General features: G+C 43.9%; 11 protein-coding genes. 2 read left to right on the forward strand and 9 right to left on the reverse strand.

Features of this window, described 5'->3' with window-relative positions; genetic code table 11:
* Position 1 precedes the first annotated feature (1 nt).
* The 8 genes from DWW23_RS20375 to DWW23_RS20410 form a co-directional block, all read right to left on the reverse strand.
* Positions 2-691 (reverse strand): helix-turn-helix transcriptional regulator, encoded by a 690-nt coding sequence (locus DWW23_RS20375; protein WP_183669128.1) that lies wholly within the window; start codon positions 689-691, stop codon positions 2-4.
* 24 nt (positions 692-715) lie between these two features.
* Positions 716-1,657, reverse strand: coding sequence for a sugar phosphate isomerase/epimerase (locus DWW23_RS20380; protein WP_122355622.1), 942 nt, complete (start codon positions 1,655-1,657; stop codon positions 716-718).
* A gap of 3 nt (positions 1,658-1,660) precedes the next feature.
* A complete protein-coding gene (locus tag DWW23_RS20385; RefSeq protein WP_122355624.1) occupies positions 1,661-3,049 on the reverse strand; it encodes a Gfo/Idh/MocA family oxidoreductase in 1,389 nt (462 codons plus the stop codon).
* Between the two features lie 44 nt (positions 3,050-3,093).
* The gene (locus DWW23_RS20390; RefSeq protein WP_122355626.1) at positions 3,094-4,680 is read right to left on the reverse strand and encodes an SUMF1/EgtB/PvdO family nonheme iron enzyme; all 1,587 of its coding nucleotides are present in this window, start codon (positions 4,678-4,680) and stop codon (positions 3,094-3,096) included.
* A 219-nt stretch (positions 4,681-4,899) separates the two neighbouring features.
* Positions 4,900-7,998: a glycoside hydrolase family 2 TIM barrel-domain containing protein gene (locus tag DWW23_RS20395; protein ID WP_122355628.1), complete on the reverse strand. Its 3,099-nt coding sequence runs from the start codon at positions 7,996-7,998 to the stop codon at positions 4,900-4,902.
* A 31-nt stretch (positions 7,999-8,029) separates the two neighbouring features.
* On the reverse strand, positions 8,030-9,196 hold the full coding sequence (locus tag DWW23_RS20400; RefSeq protein ID WP_122355630.1) for a Gfo/Idh/MocA family protein: 1,167 nt from the start codon (positions 9,194-9,196) through the stop codon (positions 8,030-8,032).
* 220 nt (positions 9,197-9,416) lie between these two features.
* Complete coding sequence (locus DWW23_RS20405; RefSeq protein WP_122355632.1) at positions 9,417-11,351, reverse strand: RagB/SusD family nutrient uptake outer membrane protein; 1,935 nt, start codon at positions 11,349-11,351, stop codon at positions 9,417-9,419.
* A 12-nt stretch (positions 11,352-11,363) separates the two neighbouring features.
* Positions 11,364-14,411 (reverse strand): TonB-dependent receptor, encoded by a 3,048-nt coding sequence (locus tag DWW23_RS20410; protein WP_122355707.1) that lies wholly within the window; start codon positions 14,409-14,411, stop codon positions 11,364-11,366.
* Positions 14,412-14,969: 558 nt separating this feature from the next.
* Here DWW23_RS20410 and DWW23_RS20415 point away from each other — a divergent pair.
* Complete coding sequence (locus DWW23_RS20415) at positions 14,970-15,305, forward strand: helix-turn-helix domain-containing protein (RefSeq protein WP_122355634.1); 336 nt, start codon at positions 14,970-14,972, stop codon at positions 15,303-15,305.
* Positions 15,306-15,416: 111 nt separating this feature from the next.
* On the opposite strand, the gene DWW23_RS20420 is transcribed toward DWW23_RS20415, so the two are convergent.
* Positions 15,417-16,850 carry a CCA tRNA nucleotidyltransferase gene (locus DWW23_RS20420; protein WP_122355636.1) on the reverse strand — a complete coding sequence of 478 codons (1,434 nt, stop codon included), beginning with the start codon at positions 16,848-16,850 and terminating at the stop codon, positions 15,417-15,419.
* A gap of 79 nt (positions 16,851-16,929) precedes the next feature.
* Between DWW23_RS20420 and DWW23_RS20425 the strand changes: the two genes are divergently transcribed.
* Positions 16,930-17,766, forward strand: a complete 837-nt coding sequence (locus tag DWW23_RS20425; protein WP_122355638.1) for a hypothetical protein — start codon at positions 16,930-16,932, stop codon at positions 17,764-17,766.
* Positions 17,767-17,776 lie beyond the last annotated feature (10 nt).

The following is a 17,776-nucleotide window of genomic DNA, read 5'->3' on the forward strand; positions in this document are numbered from 1 at the left end:
ACTATTTACATAATTTCTCCATAGCTGAAACCATCGGAGTCAGAATACGGTAACGGATACGGTTATGCTGTTTGATGTCTTTTTCAAGGCTGCTGATACCGAAGATCACGGCATAACATAAATTCTCATTATAATCGCCCGAAAGATGTTTGACCATGATGCCTTTCAAGTCGGAAAGCAGTGCTTCGATAGGATCCTCCAACCGCTGTTCACCACTAAGCTGGAGCACTCCGGTCTCGTCGGAAGCCTGGCAACCGTTGATCTTTTCACTTAATGCCTGGCAATACGGGAACCATACTTTGTCGTCTTTCTCGATACGCGCTGTCAGTTCTTCTTTGAAAGAAGAGAAGAACTTGCCGATCAGGTTCAACGTATTATTTCCCGGGGTACTCATAGAGATAAAAGAAGTAAGATGCCGCTCTATGTTCGGCAGTTGATAACGTAAATAATACTGGTTGGTCTTGGTCAGGTAATCGATAATCTGTGAAGTATGGAATGTCTGCAACTTCCTCTCCGGGAAATATTCCTCATTCAGAAAGGTGTTGATCACCGTCAGCAGGAAATCCGTATCCAGCTGATATTCGTCACAGATCGTTTTCACCGATTTATCCCCTAATCCGAGGCGGATACCGAACCGGTTGATTACAGGAATGAGTGAGGGATGTTCTTCCACCACCTCACTCATTTGCATATTAGGATATACTAAAGGCATAATTTATGCTTCTTCCCATTGTTTGCGCAAGAGTTCCACTGCGGCAGGAACAACGATATTACGATCGCCCTGGCATCCGCATTCGAAACTTACGTATTTGTCATAACCCAGCATCTTCAATCCTTTGAAGCCGTCTACATAGTTATCTGCGTCACCGTCTTCACCCGGCATGCTACGACGTTTGCGGCTTGCCACATGCACGTGTTGCAGATAGTCGCCACCCGAAATGAACGCTCCCATATCGGAAGTTTCTTCCCAGGTCATGTGCCAGAAGTCACCCATGCAACGCACACCCGGATTATTGATATCCCGGCATACGGAAGCAGCATCGGCCACCTGGCGCATATAGAAACATTCTTTGCGGTTCAGAGGTTCAAAAATTACTGTCGTTCCGTTCTGTGCAGCATGGTTACCCATCTCCGTGAACTGTTCGCACAGAAAGTCGCGGGTTTCCTGGTTATGAGGAAGCGCAGGAACCTGGCCGTTGAAAGCAGGAACGATAATAACACCAGTCGACCCCAGTTCGCCGGCAGCCGTGATGATTTCCTTCATCGTATCCATACATTGCTTGCGGATAGCCGGATCGGTAGAAAGAATAAAACCGTCGAAACCTGCACAAATGGCACTGACTTTGATATCACGACCATTCAGAGCTTGCTTGATCTCGCTTACACGGTCTTTCAAACCACGTCCGCCCGGCTCGAAACCGACAACACCCAGCTTCTCCATATAGTCCAGCTTCTGGTTCAGGTTTTCACCCGGCGCAATGCCTTCCTGGAAAGAGATGTTCAGTTTAGCCTTCGTGTTACAGCAAGACTTTGTCTCCGGACATTTCTCGTCCGAAGCAGCCTTACCGGCACAGGAAGCCAACGCACCGGTGCTAACGGCTGCTACCGCAGCACCGGATAAAGTTGTTCTTAAAAAGTTTCTTCTATTCAGAGTCATAACTTATTTCTTTTGATCGAGAGGTTTACCCGGAACCGGAACAGTAAATGTGCTCATATCCATCTTACCCAGATTCAGGTCTTTCGGAGTATAATCCAATGGAGATGCAGTCATGGAATCCCATGTTGTTTCTGCACCGGAGTAAGCCGATTCACGTCCCATAATAGCAGCCATATTTGAAACAGCTGTTTCAGATGCCTGCTGAAGCGGTTTGTTGCCACGGATGCTGTTAATCCAGTTTACATGTTCCAGTGTATACGGGTCAGTCTGCTTGAAGTTTGCTTTCTCTGCTTCGTAATCGTATTTCCAGATCACATTGCCTGCAAGGTCTTTGATCTCCATAGTAGAGCTGTCCCATGAGCCTTTCGTACCCTGGACAAATTCGCTTACATTGCTCACGCAACCGTCAATCTGACGACACATACTATGCATATGGATACCGTTCTCCATAGTGAAGTCGATACTGAAATTATCATACTGGTCACCGGTAATACGACGCTGGCGAGAACCGAAACCGACAGCCTTAACAGGTTTCAGCCCGCTGAACCAGGTAAATACGTCGATATTATGTACATGCTGCTCAACAATATGGTCGCCGGATAACCATTTCCAGTTCACCCAGTCTTTGATCATATATTCGCAATCGTTCCATTCTTTCTGACGTTCGCGGAACCATAACATACTCTGGTTCCAGTAAACCGTACCGCCAGTGATCTCACCGATCATACCTTCCATGATCTTTTTGTAAGATTCTACATAAGAACGCTGATGATGACGTTGTGTACCTGTGATTACGCGAAGATTCTTAGCTTCTGCCTGTTTAGCTGTAGCCATAATCGTACGATAACCTGCCGGATCTACACAGATCGGTTTTTCCAGGAACGAATGCTTTCCTTTTTCTGTTGCATACTGGAAATGTACCGGACGGAATACGGGAGGAGTTGCAATGATCACAACATCTACCCCACTGTCTATTACCTGTTTATAAGCATCCAGACCTACAAAACGCTTGTCGGCCGGTATATCGATATTCTTTTCTTTTTTCAGCTTGCCTGCCAAATCATCTACTCTTTCCTGAAAAGTATCGCCCAATGCTATGATCGTTAGACCATTCGCTGCATTCAGGAAGTTGAAAGCTGCACCGGAACCGCGTCCGCCACAACCGATAACACCGGCTTTCAGTTCTTTTCCGTCTGTTGCCAGGTCGGGCAATTCAGGAATATAATAAGTACCCGGTTCTTTCAGCGGTTTCAAAGCATCTGCTTTTTCTCCTCCGCCACATGAGGTTAAAACCACACTTGCTGCGCTACCTGTACCGATTGCACCCAGGGCACCGGCCATCGCTGAGCTCTTTAAAAATGATCTTCTACTGATACTGTTTTCCTTTTTCATGATATAGCAAAATTTTAAAGAATTGATATTATTTTTACACTAGTCTACTTGATTGATGAATCCGGCTCGCAAACTACGCGGAAACCAATACCACGTATGTCAGAGTACCACCAGATACTTTTTGGCTGCTGCGGGTCGGTCTTTAACCACGCTTCATGTTTTGTATAATCACGGGCTGCCGAGCGCAGATCTGCAGCATCGGAAGTATAGTTACCTCCACGTACTACCCATTCTGTTCCATCGGTTACCAACGGATCTGTTACAGATTCGCCCCCCTTGCTGTAAGCTTCAGGATCATACTTGTCTGCACAGTATTCCATGACATTACCCAACATATTTTTTAAACCGAACGGATTGGCTTTCACCATTTCCGGTTCTTGTGTCTTATTCTTACTGTTCTTGCTGTAAATAACGAACGAGCTGATGCTGTCGGTTTTTGCATCAAAGAACTTACGCCAGAATCCCTGATCAGAGAAATCTTTCGGGCTGCCGCTAAAGAAGTAAGGAGTTTCCGTACCGCCACGGGCTGCATACTCCCATTCGGCTTCAGTCGGCAAACGATATTTCTTACCTGTCTTCTTCGATAACCACTGACAGAATGTTTCTGCCGCATAATGTGTCATCGTGATAGCCGGACGGTCACCGCCACCCCAACCCTGGTCGGGGAATCCGAACGGAGGTGTCGGACCGGATATGGCATCTACATCGGGATTGCTGTTGTTTGCATATACAGTTTCGGGAGGAGTACGTCCTTCACTCATCGTACTTCCATAGAATGACCAGTATTGATCCCAGGTCACTTCCACTTCTGCCATAAAGAACGGACTGACTGTCACATTACGGACAGGAGCTTCATCCGGCTGATGGAACGGTTCCTTGCTGGTACTACCCATTTTGAATGAACCGCCGGGAACGGCAACCATTTTGAATGACACCGGAGTTCCGGGTATCTGTTCTACATAGTCGGAGAAACTTGTTACCTGCGCAGGTGCTTTAAAATACAAACTGGTATCGACAACCGAAGAGCCGGCTGCCAGTCCGGGAATACCGGTCAGCTTCGAATGGTTGTAATTCGGATTATAGTGTCCTGCATCCAAGTGACAGCTGATACATTGTAAGTCCAGTTTCTTTTCATTCTCATCATAATAAAGGTGCGCGGTAATCCCATCGTTTGTTATTCCTTCCGGGAACAAATTCTGGTGACACTCTTTACATGATTCGTTCGGGATATACTTAACGGCATGGTCCAGTTCCGACTTTACATCCCAGTCAAAATCGGCACTGTCTTTGGTCATATAAGACCAAACATCTTTCAAACCCAACTTAGCTTTTGCCGTATAATGGTTCCAGGTATCGTTTTTAGGCGGAAGGTGACAGTCCACGCAATGTACTTTCACACCGCTTCTGTTATTGACATGCTTTGATAACTTCCAGCTATTTTCCACATGCGGATGCACATGACACATCATACAGGATTCGTCGGAGGAAAAATAGACAGAAGTATTATAAGCCAGGATCATTACCCCGGCACCAAAAACCACTCCTGCAAGAAGCATAAAGGTCTTTCCTTTAAAAAAACTCTTCTTCTTCTGGTCTGATGAATATCGATTAGAATTTTTGTTAGTAGCCATCTGTTTTATGGTATTCAATTTTACACTTAGTCTAAGATTAGATTTAAAAATCGGCAATAAAAGTAGTATTTTCCTTAATATAAAGAAAGCATACGAGGCGATTTAACGTAATACGTAAACGGATTATGCTTTTTTTAATTATTTTCAGGAATATGAAATAAAATCGAAAAGCTGGAAGAGTCGACATCCGTATCAACCCTTCCAGCTGTTATAATTATATCAGAGATTCGATTGGATAGGTGTCATAATGAAAGTAAACTCATAATCACCATAAGGCAAACGATATTTCTCCAACGGAAGTGCCCCCCAACTGTTCACACAACCTAGTCCCATCTGTACCTTATCGATACAAAGATTGGTATAATCGACTTTCGGAACAAGTTCGGAGTGTCTCTGATCTTTCTGTACACCATCGTCCAGCGATTCGATCGAATAATTCAATGCAGAAGCAGAGAACGGAGCCTCGGCAACGAACATCAAACCATTACCACCTTTATTCGTCTGTTTCCACCAACGGATATCTGTTTTCGTACCAGTTTCCTGCGGACGGATATAAGAATAAAACTGTTCATCAACTGTCTGGCTGAATTTACCCAGATCGGTCACATTGTTACGGTCAGAATAGTTTTCCCACGGACCACGTCCATAATATTTGATCAGCGACATTTCTTCCGGCATCTGCATTTGCATACCGAAACGGAACATATCGGATACTTTAGCCGACTTATCGGCAACCATCTTCTGGGATACTTTCACTGCACCTTCATTATTTATAGTATAGGAAACGGATAATTTTGCCGATACGGCATCCATCGTATATTCCGCATTGACTACCGCCTGACCGTTTTCGATCTTATTCGTTAATGAAGTCAGTTTCAGCCCCGGTTCTTTCCATGCCGCATATTTATTCTGCAAACCGGCTCCCATATCATTATCGGTCGGAGCACGCCAGAAATTCGGTGTCAGTTTACCGCCTTCATCGATCAAAGCCAACCCCTTCACATCGTATTTGCAAAGGAATCCGTCGTGTTTGCTAAATTCGATCAGGAAGTTTTCGCCGGAAACGATCAGATAATTATAATCGTTTTCCCTGATCGTCGGAGTTACAGTGGCAATGTTCACTTTCTCCACATTAGCCAGTTTCAGTTCCGGCGCTTTGTATGGACGAACCACCAGCTGATTCTTTGCGACTGTATATCCGGCAGGCAACATCGTTTCCGCCTTTTTCAGTTTGAATGCGACATTCAGCAGCAATTCTTTACATTTACAGATTCCCTCCGTACTGTAATTCAGTTTAACGGATTTTGTTTGCTGCGGAGCCACTTCCATATCTTTGATCATACCGGTCTGTACAACTTCGCCGTCAGCCAGCAGTTCCCATTCAGCATAGTAGCCATCCAGATCACGGAAGAAGTTTTCATTATAAACATTCACAACGCCATTCGCCAGGTCCGAAGGAGTAACCCAGATCGACTGGTAAATATGGCCTACTTCATGCATATGCGGATTCGGCTTACGATCCGGACTGATCAAACCGTTATCCAGGAAGTTATTATCGGTAGCGTCATAACGGTTAAAGTCACCCCCATAACCATAAAATTCAACACCTTCTTTATTCTTTGTACGTAAAGACTGATCGACAAAGTCCCAGATAAAACCACCCTGATACTTCGGATACTTACGGACAAGATCCCAATATTCTTTGAATCCACCCTGCGAGTTACCCATTGCATGTGCGTATTCACACTGGATAAGCGGTTTATCTACATTGCTATTGCAATACTCATCGCTTCTCTTATAATCCAGATACATCGGACAGTAGATATCGGTAAACTCATTCTTACCTGCCTGTTCGTACTGAACGGCACGGCTCTTGTCTTCATTCTTGATCCAGGTATAGCATGCTTCAAAGTTCGGCCCGAAACCTGCCTCATTACCCAGCGACCAGAAAATAATGGACGGATGGTTGAAACCACGTTGTACATTACGCTGGTTGCGTTCCATATGAGCTTTTGCATACGCCGGATTCTTAGCCAATGTTTCTTCGCCATATCCCATACCGTGAGATTCTACGTTGGCTTCGGCAACGACATAGATACCATATTCATCGCACAGGTCATACCATAAGTTTGCATCCGGATAATGGCAGGTACGGACTGCATTGATGTTAAACTCTTTCATTACTTTGATATCCTGCAGCATACGCTCGCGGGATACGACATAACCTCCGTCGGGGTCCATCTCATGACGGTCCGCTCCTTTGAACAATACCGGCTGGCCATTCACCAGGATCTGGCTGTTCTTCAGTTCGATCTTACGGAAGCCGACTTTCACCGGAATTACTTCCAACTCTTTATTACCGTCTTTCAATGTGGCAACCAGCGTATACAGGTTCGGAGTTTCTGCGGTCCACTTCAGCGGATTGGCGACTGCGATATCAGTCGATACCTTACCAGCCCCCTTCAAAGATGCAGTAGCCACAGAATTGCCCTGTTTATCCAGCAGTTTCACATCTACAACGCCGCTACCTTTCAGGTTTACACTCACATTTAACGTAGCATCCTTATACTGGGCATCCAGATCCGGAGTTACACGGATATCCTGGATATGCTTCGGATTACGGGCATACAGATAGCAATCGCGCCCTACACCACATAAACGCAGGAAGTCCTGGTCTTCCAGATAAGTACCGTCACACCAACGGAAAGTCTGGAATGCGATCAGGTTCTTACCCGGTTTCAGATATTTCGTCAGGTCAAACTCAGCTTCCAGCTTACTGTCTTCGCTGTAACCGACATACTGGCCATTCACCCAAAGATACATATTGGAAGTCACCGAGCCGAAATGAGCGAATATTTCTTTTCCTTTCCAGTCTGCCGGAACTACGATTTCCTTACGGTAAGAACCGACATGATTATTTTCTACGGGAATTTCAGGCGGGTTGTTCTTGAACTGGTTCCGCCACGCATATCCTATATTTACATACAACGGATCACCGAAACCATTCAGTTCCCATATCCCCGGAACCGGCATATTCGCCCAGCCTTTATCATTGAAACCGACCTGATAAAAATCTGTCGGACGGGCATCGGCATCTTTCACCCAGTTAAATTTCCAGGTTCCATTCAAAGTCATAAAATTACCTGACGATTCCTTACATCCCTTTAACGCTGCATCCTCTGTTTCGAACGCAAAATAGTTAGTATGCATCGGAGCACGGTTCACCGCATTCACGTTCGGATCTCTCCACTCATTTTTTTGAGCGAATGCTGTTATTCCAACGAGGGAACAACAGCAAACTAACATTTTAAATTTCATTTCTATCTTTGATTTACTACTGTGGCGGTAATCAATCCACCCATTTCTGCCATTTCACATTTTCATTGTATCCGGCTTCCACCATTGTTTCAATGAATTGCATACCTCTCACACCGTCATAAACAGTCGGGAAATCCAGACATTCTTCGCATGGAGTTTCTCCCTTCTTGATACTCATCACGGTATGGGCAAAATTCCGGTAGATATTAGCAAAAGCTTCGATGAAACCTTCCGGGTGACCACCCGGCGTACGTGTATTCATTTTAGCCGTATCGCCGATAAAACCGTTGTTTCCCATACGGATCACCTCAGTCGGCTTATTCGACCATTTGGCGTATAAAGTGTTCGGTTCCTGCTGCTGCCATTCCAGACCGCCTTTATCGCCGTAAATACGGATACGGATGTTATTTTCTTCCCCGGCAGCGATCTGCGATGCGGTAAGCGTTCCAACAACCCCGTTCTCATAACGCAGGAAAGCGGCGCCATCGTCATCGATCGGACGTCCGGGTACAAACGCATTCAGGTCAGCGCAAACCTCCTGTACTTTCAGGCCGGTTATATATTCGCTCAAATGCCAGGCATGCGTACCGATATCACCGATACAACCCGCTTTTCCTGAACGTTTCGGGTCTGTACGCCATCCCGCATTATTTCCTCCCTGCAATTCGATGCGGTCGGAAAGCCAGCCCTGCAGATATTCCACATAAACACGGCGAAGCGTACCCAGATCGCCTCTGGCAATACGGGTTTTGGCCTCTTTCACAGCCGGGTAAGCAGAATATACATGTGTAAGTGCCAGGATCAGTCCTGTTTCTTCCACTTTTTTCTGAAGTTGTTTAGCTTCCTCCAGCGAGAATGTCATCGGTTTATCCACTACAACATGGAACCCTCTTTCAAGAGCCATCATAGCAGGTTCGAAATGCCAGCGGTTAGGTGTCACGATGGTCACAAAATCCATCCGTTCGCCTTCCGGCAAAGTCATTTCATGTTCGAACATTTCCTGATAAGTACTGTAAATACGATCTTCCGGGAGGAAATAAGAGAGTCCGGAACTCTTGGAAATTTCAGGGTCTACGCTGAAACATCCGCAAACTAATTCAATCTGATTGTCCATAAAGGCCGCACGACGATGGATAGCTCCAATAAAAGCATCGCTTCCACCACCTACCATGCCCATTCTTAGCTTTCTGTTTTTCATGATAATACTATTTTACGAATTACGAATTGAGAGATTGCCCAAAGTTACAAAATGCTGTAATATGTACAATAAATTTCGTAATATTAATATTTGATATTGATCTATAAACAGCTATTACTTCGCTTCCTTTACCTATTCAATTGTATACATGGCACGCTGATACCACAGAGTAACCTGCGCGATCAACGTGCCATAATAATATTTATAAACCTTTATGCTTCTATTTGAAACCCGGATTCTGCTCCAATGCCGGATTACGTAATGTCTCCTCCAGTTTGATAGGAGCAAAATACATCTTGTTATCCCATTTACGTTTCTCTATGTAGTTCAGATTGAGGACGGTCCAGGTATAATTATAAACGTCTTCATCATGTACATATGGTAACGTAGCAGTCTTACCCGGTTTCAAACGACCTACAATAGTGATACCCGTCAACTTTTTACTGCTTGTCTCCGGAGCTATCATCCAACGACGTACATCATAATAACGAGAATGCTCGTAAGTTAATTCTACACGACGTTCATGACGCAAAAACTCACGTAGATCATTCTGATTGAAAGCCTGTCCCCGAACAGCCAAAGTAGCTCTTGTATCCGGACGTCCGATACGACCACGGAGGGCATCCAAATAAATAACCGCTTCATCCAACTTATTCAGTTCAATACAAGCTTCGGCTGCAATCAGGTACATTTCGGCCAAACGAATATATGGCATCGGACAGATCTGGAAATTATGCTCGGTCGCAGAAACCGTACCATCGATTAATTTCTTTTCCAGATAACCTGTGTACGTTCCGTTCCAGTTTTCGATATTAGACATACGGGAATCTACACCAACCATACCGTTGAATTGTTGCTTTTTGATAGCATTATTTTCATCATCCACTGATTGTATGGCATTGACTTCAGCACCACCGCTACTCAATTCATAATATCCGAACTGCAGGTTACCCAATGGAGTTGCATCGAACACAGCTCCATCAGAGGCTCTGGGACGTCCCCATTCTGCTCCGTCATAGCCGATTGTTGCATAGAAACGTGGTTCGCGGTTTGTATACGGATTCACAGTTGTTTCTTCGCCGACTTTCAGCAAGGTGTTCGGGATCTTTCCGTCTTCCGTCTCAAATGCCATGACCAAATCGTGAGTCGGAGCAGTACCTGCCCAGTTGTGGTATCCATTCGGACCATGCAGTAAGGCTACGCGGTTACGAACCCAGTTGTCGGCATCCTTATCTTTGTTTACATACTGTTTGGACCAGATTGTTTCGTCATTATTCGTGATAATGATATTATGGAATTTTTCTGCAATATCCTTGATTGTACCTGCATTACAGTCGATAAGTGAATAATTACCATCGTTAATTACCTCTTTAGCTGCATCCAGTGCCTTTTGATATAAAGCTTGCCGGTCGCCTGTGTATTGATTACATGCCAAAGTGTTAACAGAACGGTCTGCAAACAACGGACTGGCAATATGCAGCAATAAACGAGCCTTCAACGCTTTAGCGGCTCCCCTCGTTGCACGGCCTAAGTTTGCACCGGTCTGTTGTTCCGGCAATAAGCTAACAGCTTGTTCAATGTCTTTTAATATAAAATCCATAACATCAGCCACATTGGAACGTGGCAGTTCCATTTCTGAAGCCTCTTCGATGCTGTACACATGATCTACTATAGGCACGCCACCAAAGCCACGGAGCAGTTCCGTATAGATATACGCCCGAAGAAAATAAGTTTCACCTTTCAGGACATTTAAGTCTACCCCTGTTTTCTGAGGAACGTTGTCTATATTTTCCAATACCAGATTGGCACGGTAGATCGCTTTAAACTGTTTGCTCCATCTAAACGGACAGTCGTCACGATCGTAAGCGGCCAAGTTGCTAGGAGAGACGGTTGCTTCGTTTATATCACGGCATCCATATACGTGTGTAAAGAACCCGTCATCTGTCCATGCTTCAGGATTTACTTCTTGTGCGATGTCGCATACATACGAATAAACATCGGTAACAACTGATTTTGTCAAATCGGCATCTGCCCAGACGGTTGCTTCGTCATACTGGTCTTCCGGTGTCAGATCCATAAAGTCGGAACAGGAGCTGAATGAAAATGTTAGTCCTGCGACAGCCGAAAGACAAATATATTTTAGTCTTGTTTTCATAATAATTACGTTTTAGAATGTTGCTTGAACTCCAAAATTGATGATTTGTCTCAGAGGATAATCTCCTAAGTCTTTACTGCGCTGTTCCGGGTCGGCATCTTTTACACCATCAATGGTAAACAGGTTACTACCGTTTGCATAGAGGCGCAAATTGGAAATACCTGCCTTCTTCAATCCTCCGAAATTAAAGGTATATCCGAGCTCGGCATTCTTCAAACGCAGGTAATCGGCATTTCGTAAGAAATAGGTGTTATCATTGTTAATCCAGTACTGATTCTCACGGTCCCATGCACGTGGCCCTTCCGAATACGGATTTTCCGGTGTCCACCGTTTATCGAAGTCACTCTTCAGGAAATTACCAACCAGACCGGACCATGTTTCGATGTATACCTGAGCCCCTGTTGCACCCTGGAATAATAACATGATATCCCAGCCTTTCCACCTGGCAGTAAGTGTCAAACCGGCAACGAAGCGCGGCTCCTGGTTTTTCTCCGGACGGACGCGATCCAAACCATCGATTTTACCATCACCGTTCATATCCTTAAAACGAATATCGCCCGGCACCGTGTTATCTGAATACAACAGACCTTTTGCCCGCGCCTCATCGATTTCTGCCTGGGTATGGAAAATACCGTCTGCTACATAAAACAACAAGTCGCGGCTACCCACTGCTTTACCTGTTGATAACTGGTATCCAGGGACATTTTGCACTTCATCCCAGAAGGTAATCTGGTTTCTTGCGTATGTCATATTCAAAGAGGCTCCATATTCTACCTGGCCGATTTTGTCTTGCCAACTTACCAAAGATTCAAAACCTCGATTTTTCATTTCCCCCAGGTTCTCACGCGGTAAGGTGATACCGGTAATTTCCGGCAGAGACGCATTACGTGAGATCAACATATTCGTACGTTTGTGGTAGAATACATCTGTCTCCCAACTTAATCGGTTCTGTAAGAATTTGAGATCTAAACCTACGTTATAGGTCGTACCAACTTCCCATGTGATATTCGGGTTCGGAGTACGGCTTGGATACAATCGTTTATTTTCAACTCCACCAAATGCTATACCATTGTTGTTGAATGCATATGTTGTCAGATATTGGATGGAATGGTCGTATTTGTTATCTGAATCTACGAGGGCATCATTACCAGTCTGAGACACGGAACCGCGCAACTTAAAATAGTCGATGAAACGAACATTTTCTTTCCACCATGATTCCTCTGATACACGCCAGGCTGCAGATACACCAGGGAAGAAACCGTAGCGTTGATCTTTCGGAAAGCGGTAGGAACCATCGACACGCCAAACGAATTCGAATAAATAACGTTCCAGATAGTTATAAGACACACGGCCGAAATAGTTCAGACGAGTCTCTTTCCAGGAGTAACCAGTTGCTTTCTGACCTTCTTCACCACCTAAATTCAGTTCAGGTTTGCTATCAGAGATGAACCCTTGACGATAAGCGAAGGTTTCTTCATATTGTTTTTTCTGACCTTCCATACCGAATGTAACACCGAGCGTATGTTTCCCGAATGTACGGTTGTAGTCGATCAAACCGTTGAGCATCCAGCCGAGTTGTTCGGTATGTTTGCGTTCCAATGTCGGAGAATCTATCCATTGCTTGGAAGAGCTCAAGCCTTCACTGCTTTCGTTTACTCCATCCCAGGAATACAAATAAACCGGTTTTTCCATTTTTCTACGATTCTGGAAATGGATATCATAAGAAGCGTTACCACGCAACGTCAAACCTTCGATCCAGGGCACTTTTACATTTACGGAAAGGTTGTTCTGGATATACTGGTCTTTGTAATGGTCGAAACCTGCAAGGTCTGTACTCGTCACAGCCGGGTTGTCACCACGTTCGATAGCCGGCCCCGGTTCACCTGTTGGCCACCACGCCGGTTGATCCGGACGGGTACGACGTGCATTACCAAAAATATCGCCAGATTGTTTAGCCGGATATTTGGTATCTTCCAAACGGGCAGCTACTCCAAGCTGAAAATCTACGTATTGACTGGTCTTGACATCTAAATTTGTACGCAAGCTATACTGGTCATAGCGGTTGGCTGAATTTCTATACAAACCATCTTCCCCGTTTGCACCGAAATTAGCATAATATTTAACTTTATCCGTACCGCCGGATATACCGATATCAGCGCGATAGATAGGAGAAACTGGTTTTACAATTTCATCAAACCAATCCGTATCCGGATATTTCCATGGATCAGTATGTGTACGGAAACCCTCGATTTGTTCATCTGAGAAAGAACCCGGAAGTACTTCGTTTAACATTGTTGCGTACTCATACGAGTTTGTCATTTCCGGTATGCGGGTCGGCTTAGAGAATCCACCACTTGCATTGAACGAAACAACCGGTTTGCCTTCTTTACCGCGTTTGGTAGTAATCAAAACTACACCATTGGCAGCACGGGCACCATAAATAGCGGCAGCAGCATCTTTTAATACTGAAATAGATTCAATTTCAGTCGGGTTCAAACGATTCATTCCACCATCACGATCGGGTATACCATCAATTACAATCAACGGATCATTACTTCCCAAGGAGTTAGTACCACGTATACGAATTGTCGTACTACCGCCACCCGGTTCGTCAGCAGTTTGAAAACCAATAACACCCGGCATACGACCGACCATAGCACTGGTCAAGTTACTCGTCGGAGACGCTTTCAGTTCCTCTCCCGATACACTGGCAACAGCACCTGTTACCGTTACCTTTTTCTGTACTCCATAACCGACTACTATAACCTCGTCCAGTTTCTGAGTGTCTTCTTTTAATGTTACATTGATCGATGATTGAGAACCCACCACAGTCTCCTGCGTCTGGTAGCCTATATAAGAAAAGACAAGTATGGCATTGGCCGGTACTTCCAATTGATATTTACCCTCCATATCGGTAATTATACCGATTGTCATTCCCTTTACTGAAACATTTACACCAATAAGAGGATCCCCTGAAGCATCAACAACCGTTCCCCTGACATTTTTCTGCTGTGCAAATACATTTGTCGTACAAAAAGTTAAAAGCAATAAGGTTAACATTCTGAATAATTTACTTTTAACACGACATCCTTTTAAATGTATGTCTAAAAAAGATTCTTTCATTTCCTTCTGTTATTAAATGAATATAAGGTTAAAAAACACAATGGATATGACTACATATCCGAATAGAAAACATTGGAATTAAAAATTCATAATCATAGGCAAGCAATATTAAAATGAATACTAGTGAATTATATAAACTTAAACTTTATCTTCTCCATTACTTAACAAAGTGCAATCTTTATTACAGAGAAACAACTGGCATATGCCTTGGCAACCGTATTACTAAGGGAAACGGCCCCCTTCATACACATACCGGACACCTCGTTTGCCTACTAAGCATAACTTTCTATACATCAACATTATCTTCAGACAAATTAGGTTAACTATTAGACTTAATAGCAAAATGTTTCAAAATGGGAACATAGGGTCTATTAAGAGAATTAAGAAAATCACAGCAGCAAAGATATTACATTTTGTTATATTAGCAAATATAAGTGCAATTTTTTATTACAAATATCATTTATTTATTCAAACCACAAACACTAAATTGCTTACATGAACGATATATTGAGAAACATAGATACAATTCGCAGGAACAAAGGATATTCGCAGGAATATCTAGCTAGTCAGATTGGCTTAAAACAAGCAGGATTAAGCCTTATCATGTCGGGAGAGCGGGAACTAAAATACAACACATTATTACAAATTGCAAATGCTCTACAAGAATCAGTAATAGATATTATTGCATATCCGGATAAATATGTTCTGAGCAAGGAAAGTAATATATCAACAGAAACAATATTACAAATCAAACTGGACAACGATAAAAAAGAACAGGTGCTAAAAATCGTTTTCGGAGATGAAGCAGCAGAATTGCTAAAAGGAAAGTGATATTTTTATCTGTTGAAAAGATCAGATCCGGCTTATTGGACAATAAACCGGATCCTATTATTTATATTATGTTCTATAACTGTTTATACTAAAGTAAAAAAACGTCGGAAATTATTTCCCAACCGGCTTCAACCCCATCTTTGCCGCCCGTTCCAGCATGAATTGCTTGGCAGCCTCGTATTCATTGGGAATAACACCATCCAGGATGGCATTCTTTATGGCTTCTTTGATCACTCCTACAGGTTGTGAAGGAGGAAGGGCAAAAGTTTCCATGATTTCTTCTCCGGAAACAGGAGGCTGAAAATTACGGACCCGGTCTTTTTCTTCTATATCCGCCAGCTTTTCACGGACCAGACGGAAGTTATTCAGGAAGCGACGGACTTTATCCGGATTTTTACTGGTAATATCCGCTTCACAAAGTTTCATCAGATCATCGATATCGTCACCGGCATCGAAAAGCAAACGGCGGATTGCAGAATCAGTCACCTCGTCATCGGCCAAAGCAATCGGACGCATGTGCAATGTAACCATCTTCTGCACATATTTCATCTTTTCGTTCATCGGCAACTTCATACGACGGAAAATCCCCGGTAACATACGTTCACCGATGAAGTTGTGGTTGTGGAATGTCCAACCCAAACGAGGATCGAAACGTTTGGTGGCAGGTTTGCCGATGTCATGGAAAATAGCACTCCAGCGGAGCCACAAATTATCCGTTGTCTTGCTCAGACGATCCAGAACCATTAACGTATGGGCAAAGTTATCCTTATGCCCGATACCTTCTTTTGTCTCCGCACCTTTCAACGCACAAAGTTCCGGGAAAATAAGTTGCAGTAAACCGCTTTTATCCAATAATTCAAAACCGATGGAAGGTTTCGGGGAAAGCACGATTTTGTTCAACTCATCAACGATCCGTTCCTTAGATATAATAGAGATCCGCTCCTTGTTACGTTCGATCGCCTCAAACGTATCGGGATGGATAAAGAAGCCCAGTTGTGAAGCAAAACGGACAGCACGCATCATACGCAAGGGGTCATCGCTGAACGTTATATCAGGGTCGAGCGGTGTACGGATAATCAAGTTATCCATATCTTCCAAACCTCCGAAAGGATCTACCAGTTCTCCATAACGGTCTTTATTCAGACACAGAGCCAGTGCATTGATGGTAAAATCGCGCCGGTTCTGATCGTCTTCAAGCGTACCGTCTTCCACGATTGGTTTCCGGCTGTCATGGCTGTACGACTCTTTCCGGGCACCCACGAATTCAATCTCCTGGTCACCTGATTTCACCTGTGCCGTTCCGAAGTTTTTGAAAACGGACAAGTGCGTCTTTTTACCCAACTTATTGGCTACTGCTTTTGCTAATTCTATCCCGCTGCCTACCGCAACGACATCAATATCTTTTGACGGACGGTATAAAAAAATATCCCTGACGTAACCGCCAATCACGTAAGCTTCAACACTCAATTCGTCTGCAGCCTCTGAAATTATGCGGAACGGCTTTGCCGATATATGATTTAAAATATCTTCCTGATCTATATACATTCGCTTTATTTATCTCACTCATTGAGACTGCAAAGATAAAAAATATATCTTTGCACACAGAACGAATAAGATAAACAACATGAAGAAGTCAGCAATATGTATCGCACTTGCCGCTGTAACACTGGCAGCCTGCAACAATGCAGAGAAGGAAGCCCAGGCCCGGTTGAACAATGCAAAAAGCATGTATGAACGAAATGAACTCTTCGCCGCAAAGAGTGAAATAGACAGTATCCGCACACTCTATCCGAAAGAATTCAAAGTTTTGAAAGAAGGTCTTTCCCTTATGAGGCTCGTTGAAGTAAAAGAAGCGGAAAGAAATATCGCCTTCTGCGACAGCCTTATTCCTATTAAGACAGAAGAGGCCGAAGGTTTGAAAAAAGGATTCGTTTTTGAAAAAGACAGTGTCTACGAAGAGATCGGTAATTATATATGGAAACAACAAACGGTAGAACGGAACGTACAGCGTTGCTATATCCGTAGCGGGGTTAACGAAAAAGGAGAAATCTACCTTGCCAGCGTCTTTTACGGCGGTGCCCCGATCAATCATACAGGAATAAAGGTCAGTACCCAGGACGGACAGTTCGCAGAAACGGCTTCTATCCCATATGACGGCGGCGTGAATTATCGTTTCAAAGACCTGGGTAAAACAACAGAAGTTGTCACTTACAAAGGCGAAAAAGGCCTCGATGCCGCCAAGTTCATTGCTGCAAATGTAAAAGAGCGTGTCAAAGCCGAATACACGGGCGGTAAACCCTATACATTATATATTGCCGATGGAGATAAAAAAGCCATTGCCGCTACTTTTGAACTGGCAATGGTTTTAAGCGACCTGGAAAATCTCCAGAAAGAAAAAGAAAAAGCAACCAAGCGAATTGCTTATTTGAAAAGCAAACTGGATAGTAATACGGAAGAATAAAATTCATTTT

Origin of the sequence: Parabacteroides sp. AF14-59 (genome assembly GCF_003479515.1) — a bacterium.
Classification (GTDB): Bacteria; Bacteroidota; Bacteroidia; order Bacteroidales; family Tannerellaceae; genus Parabacteroides; species Parabacteroides faecis.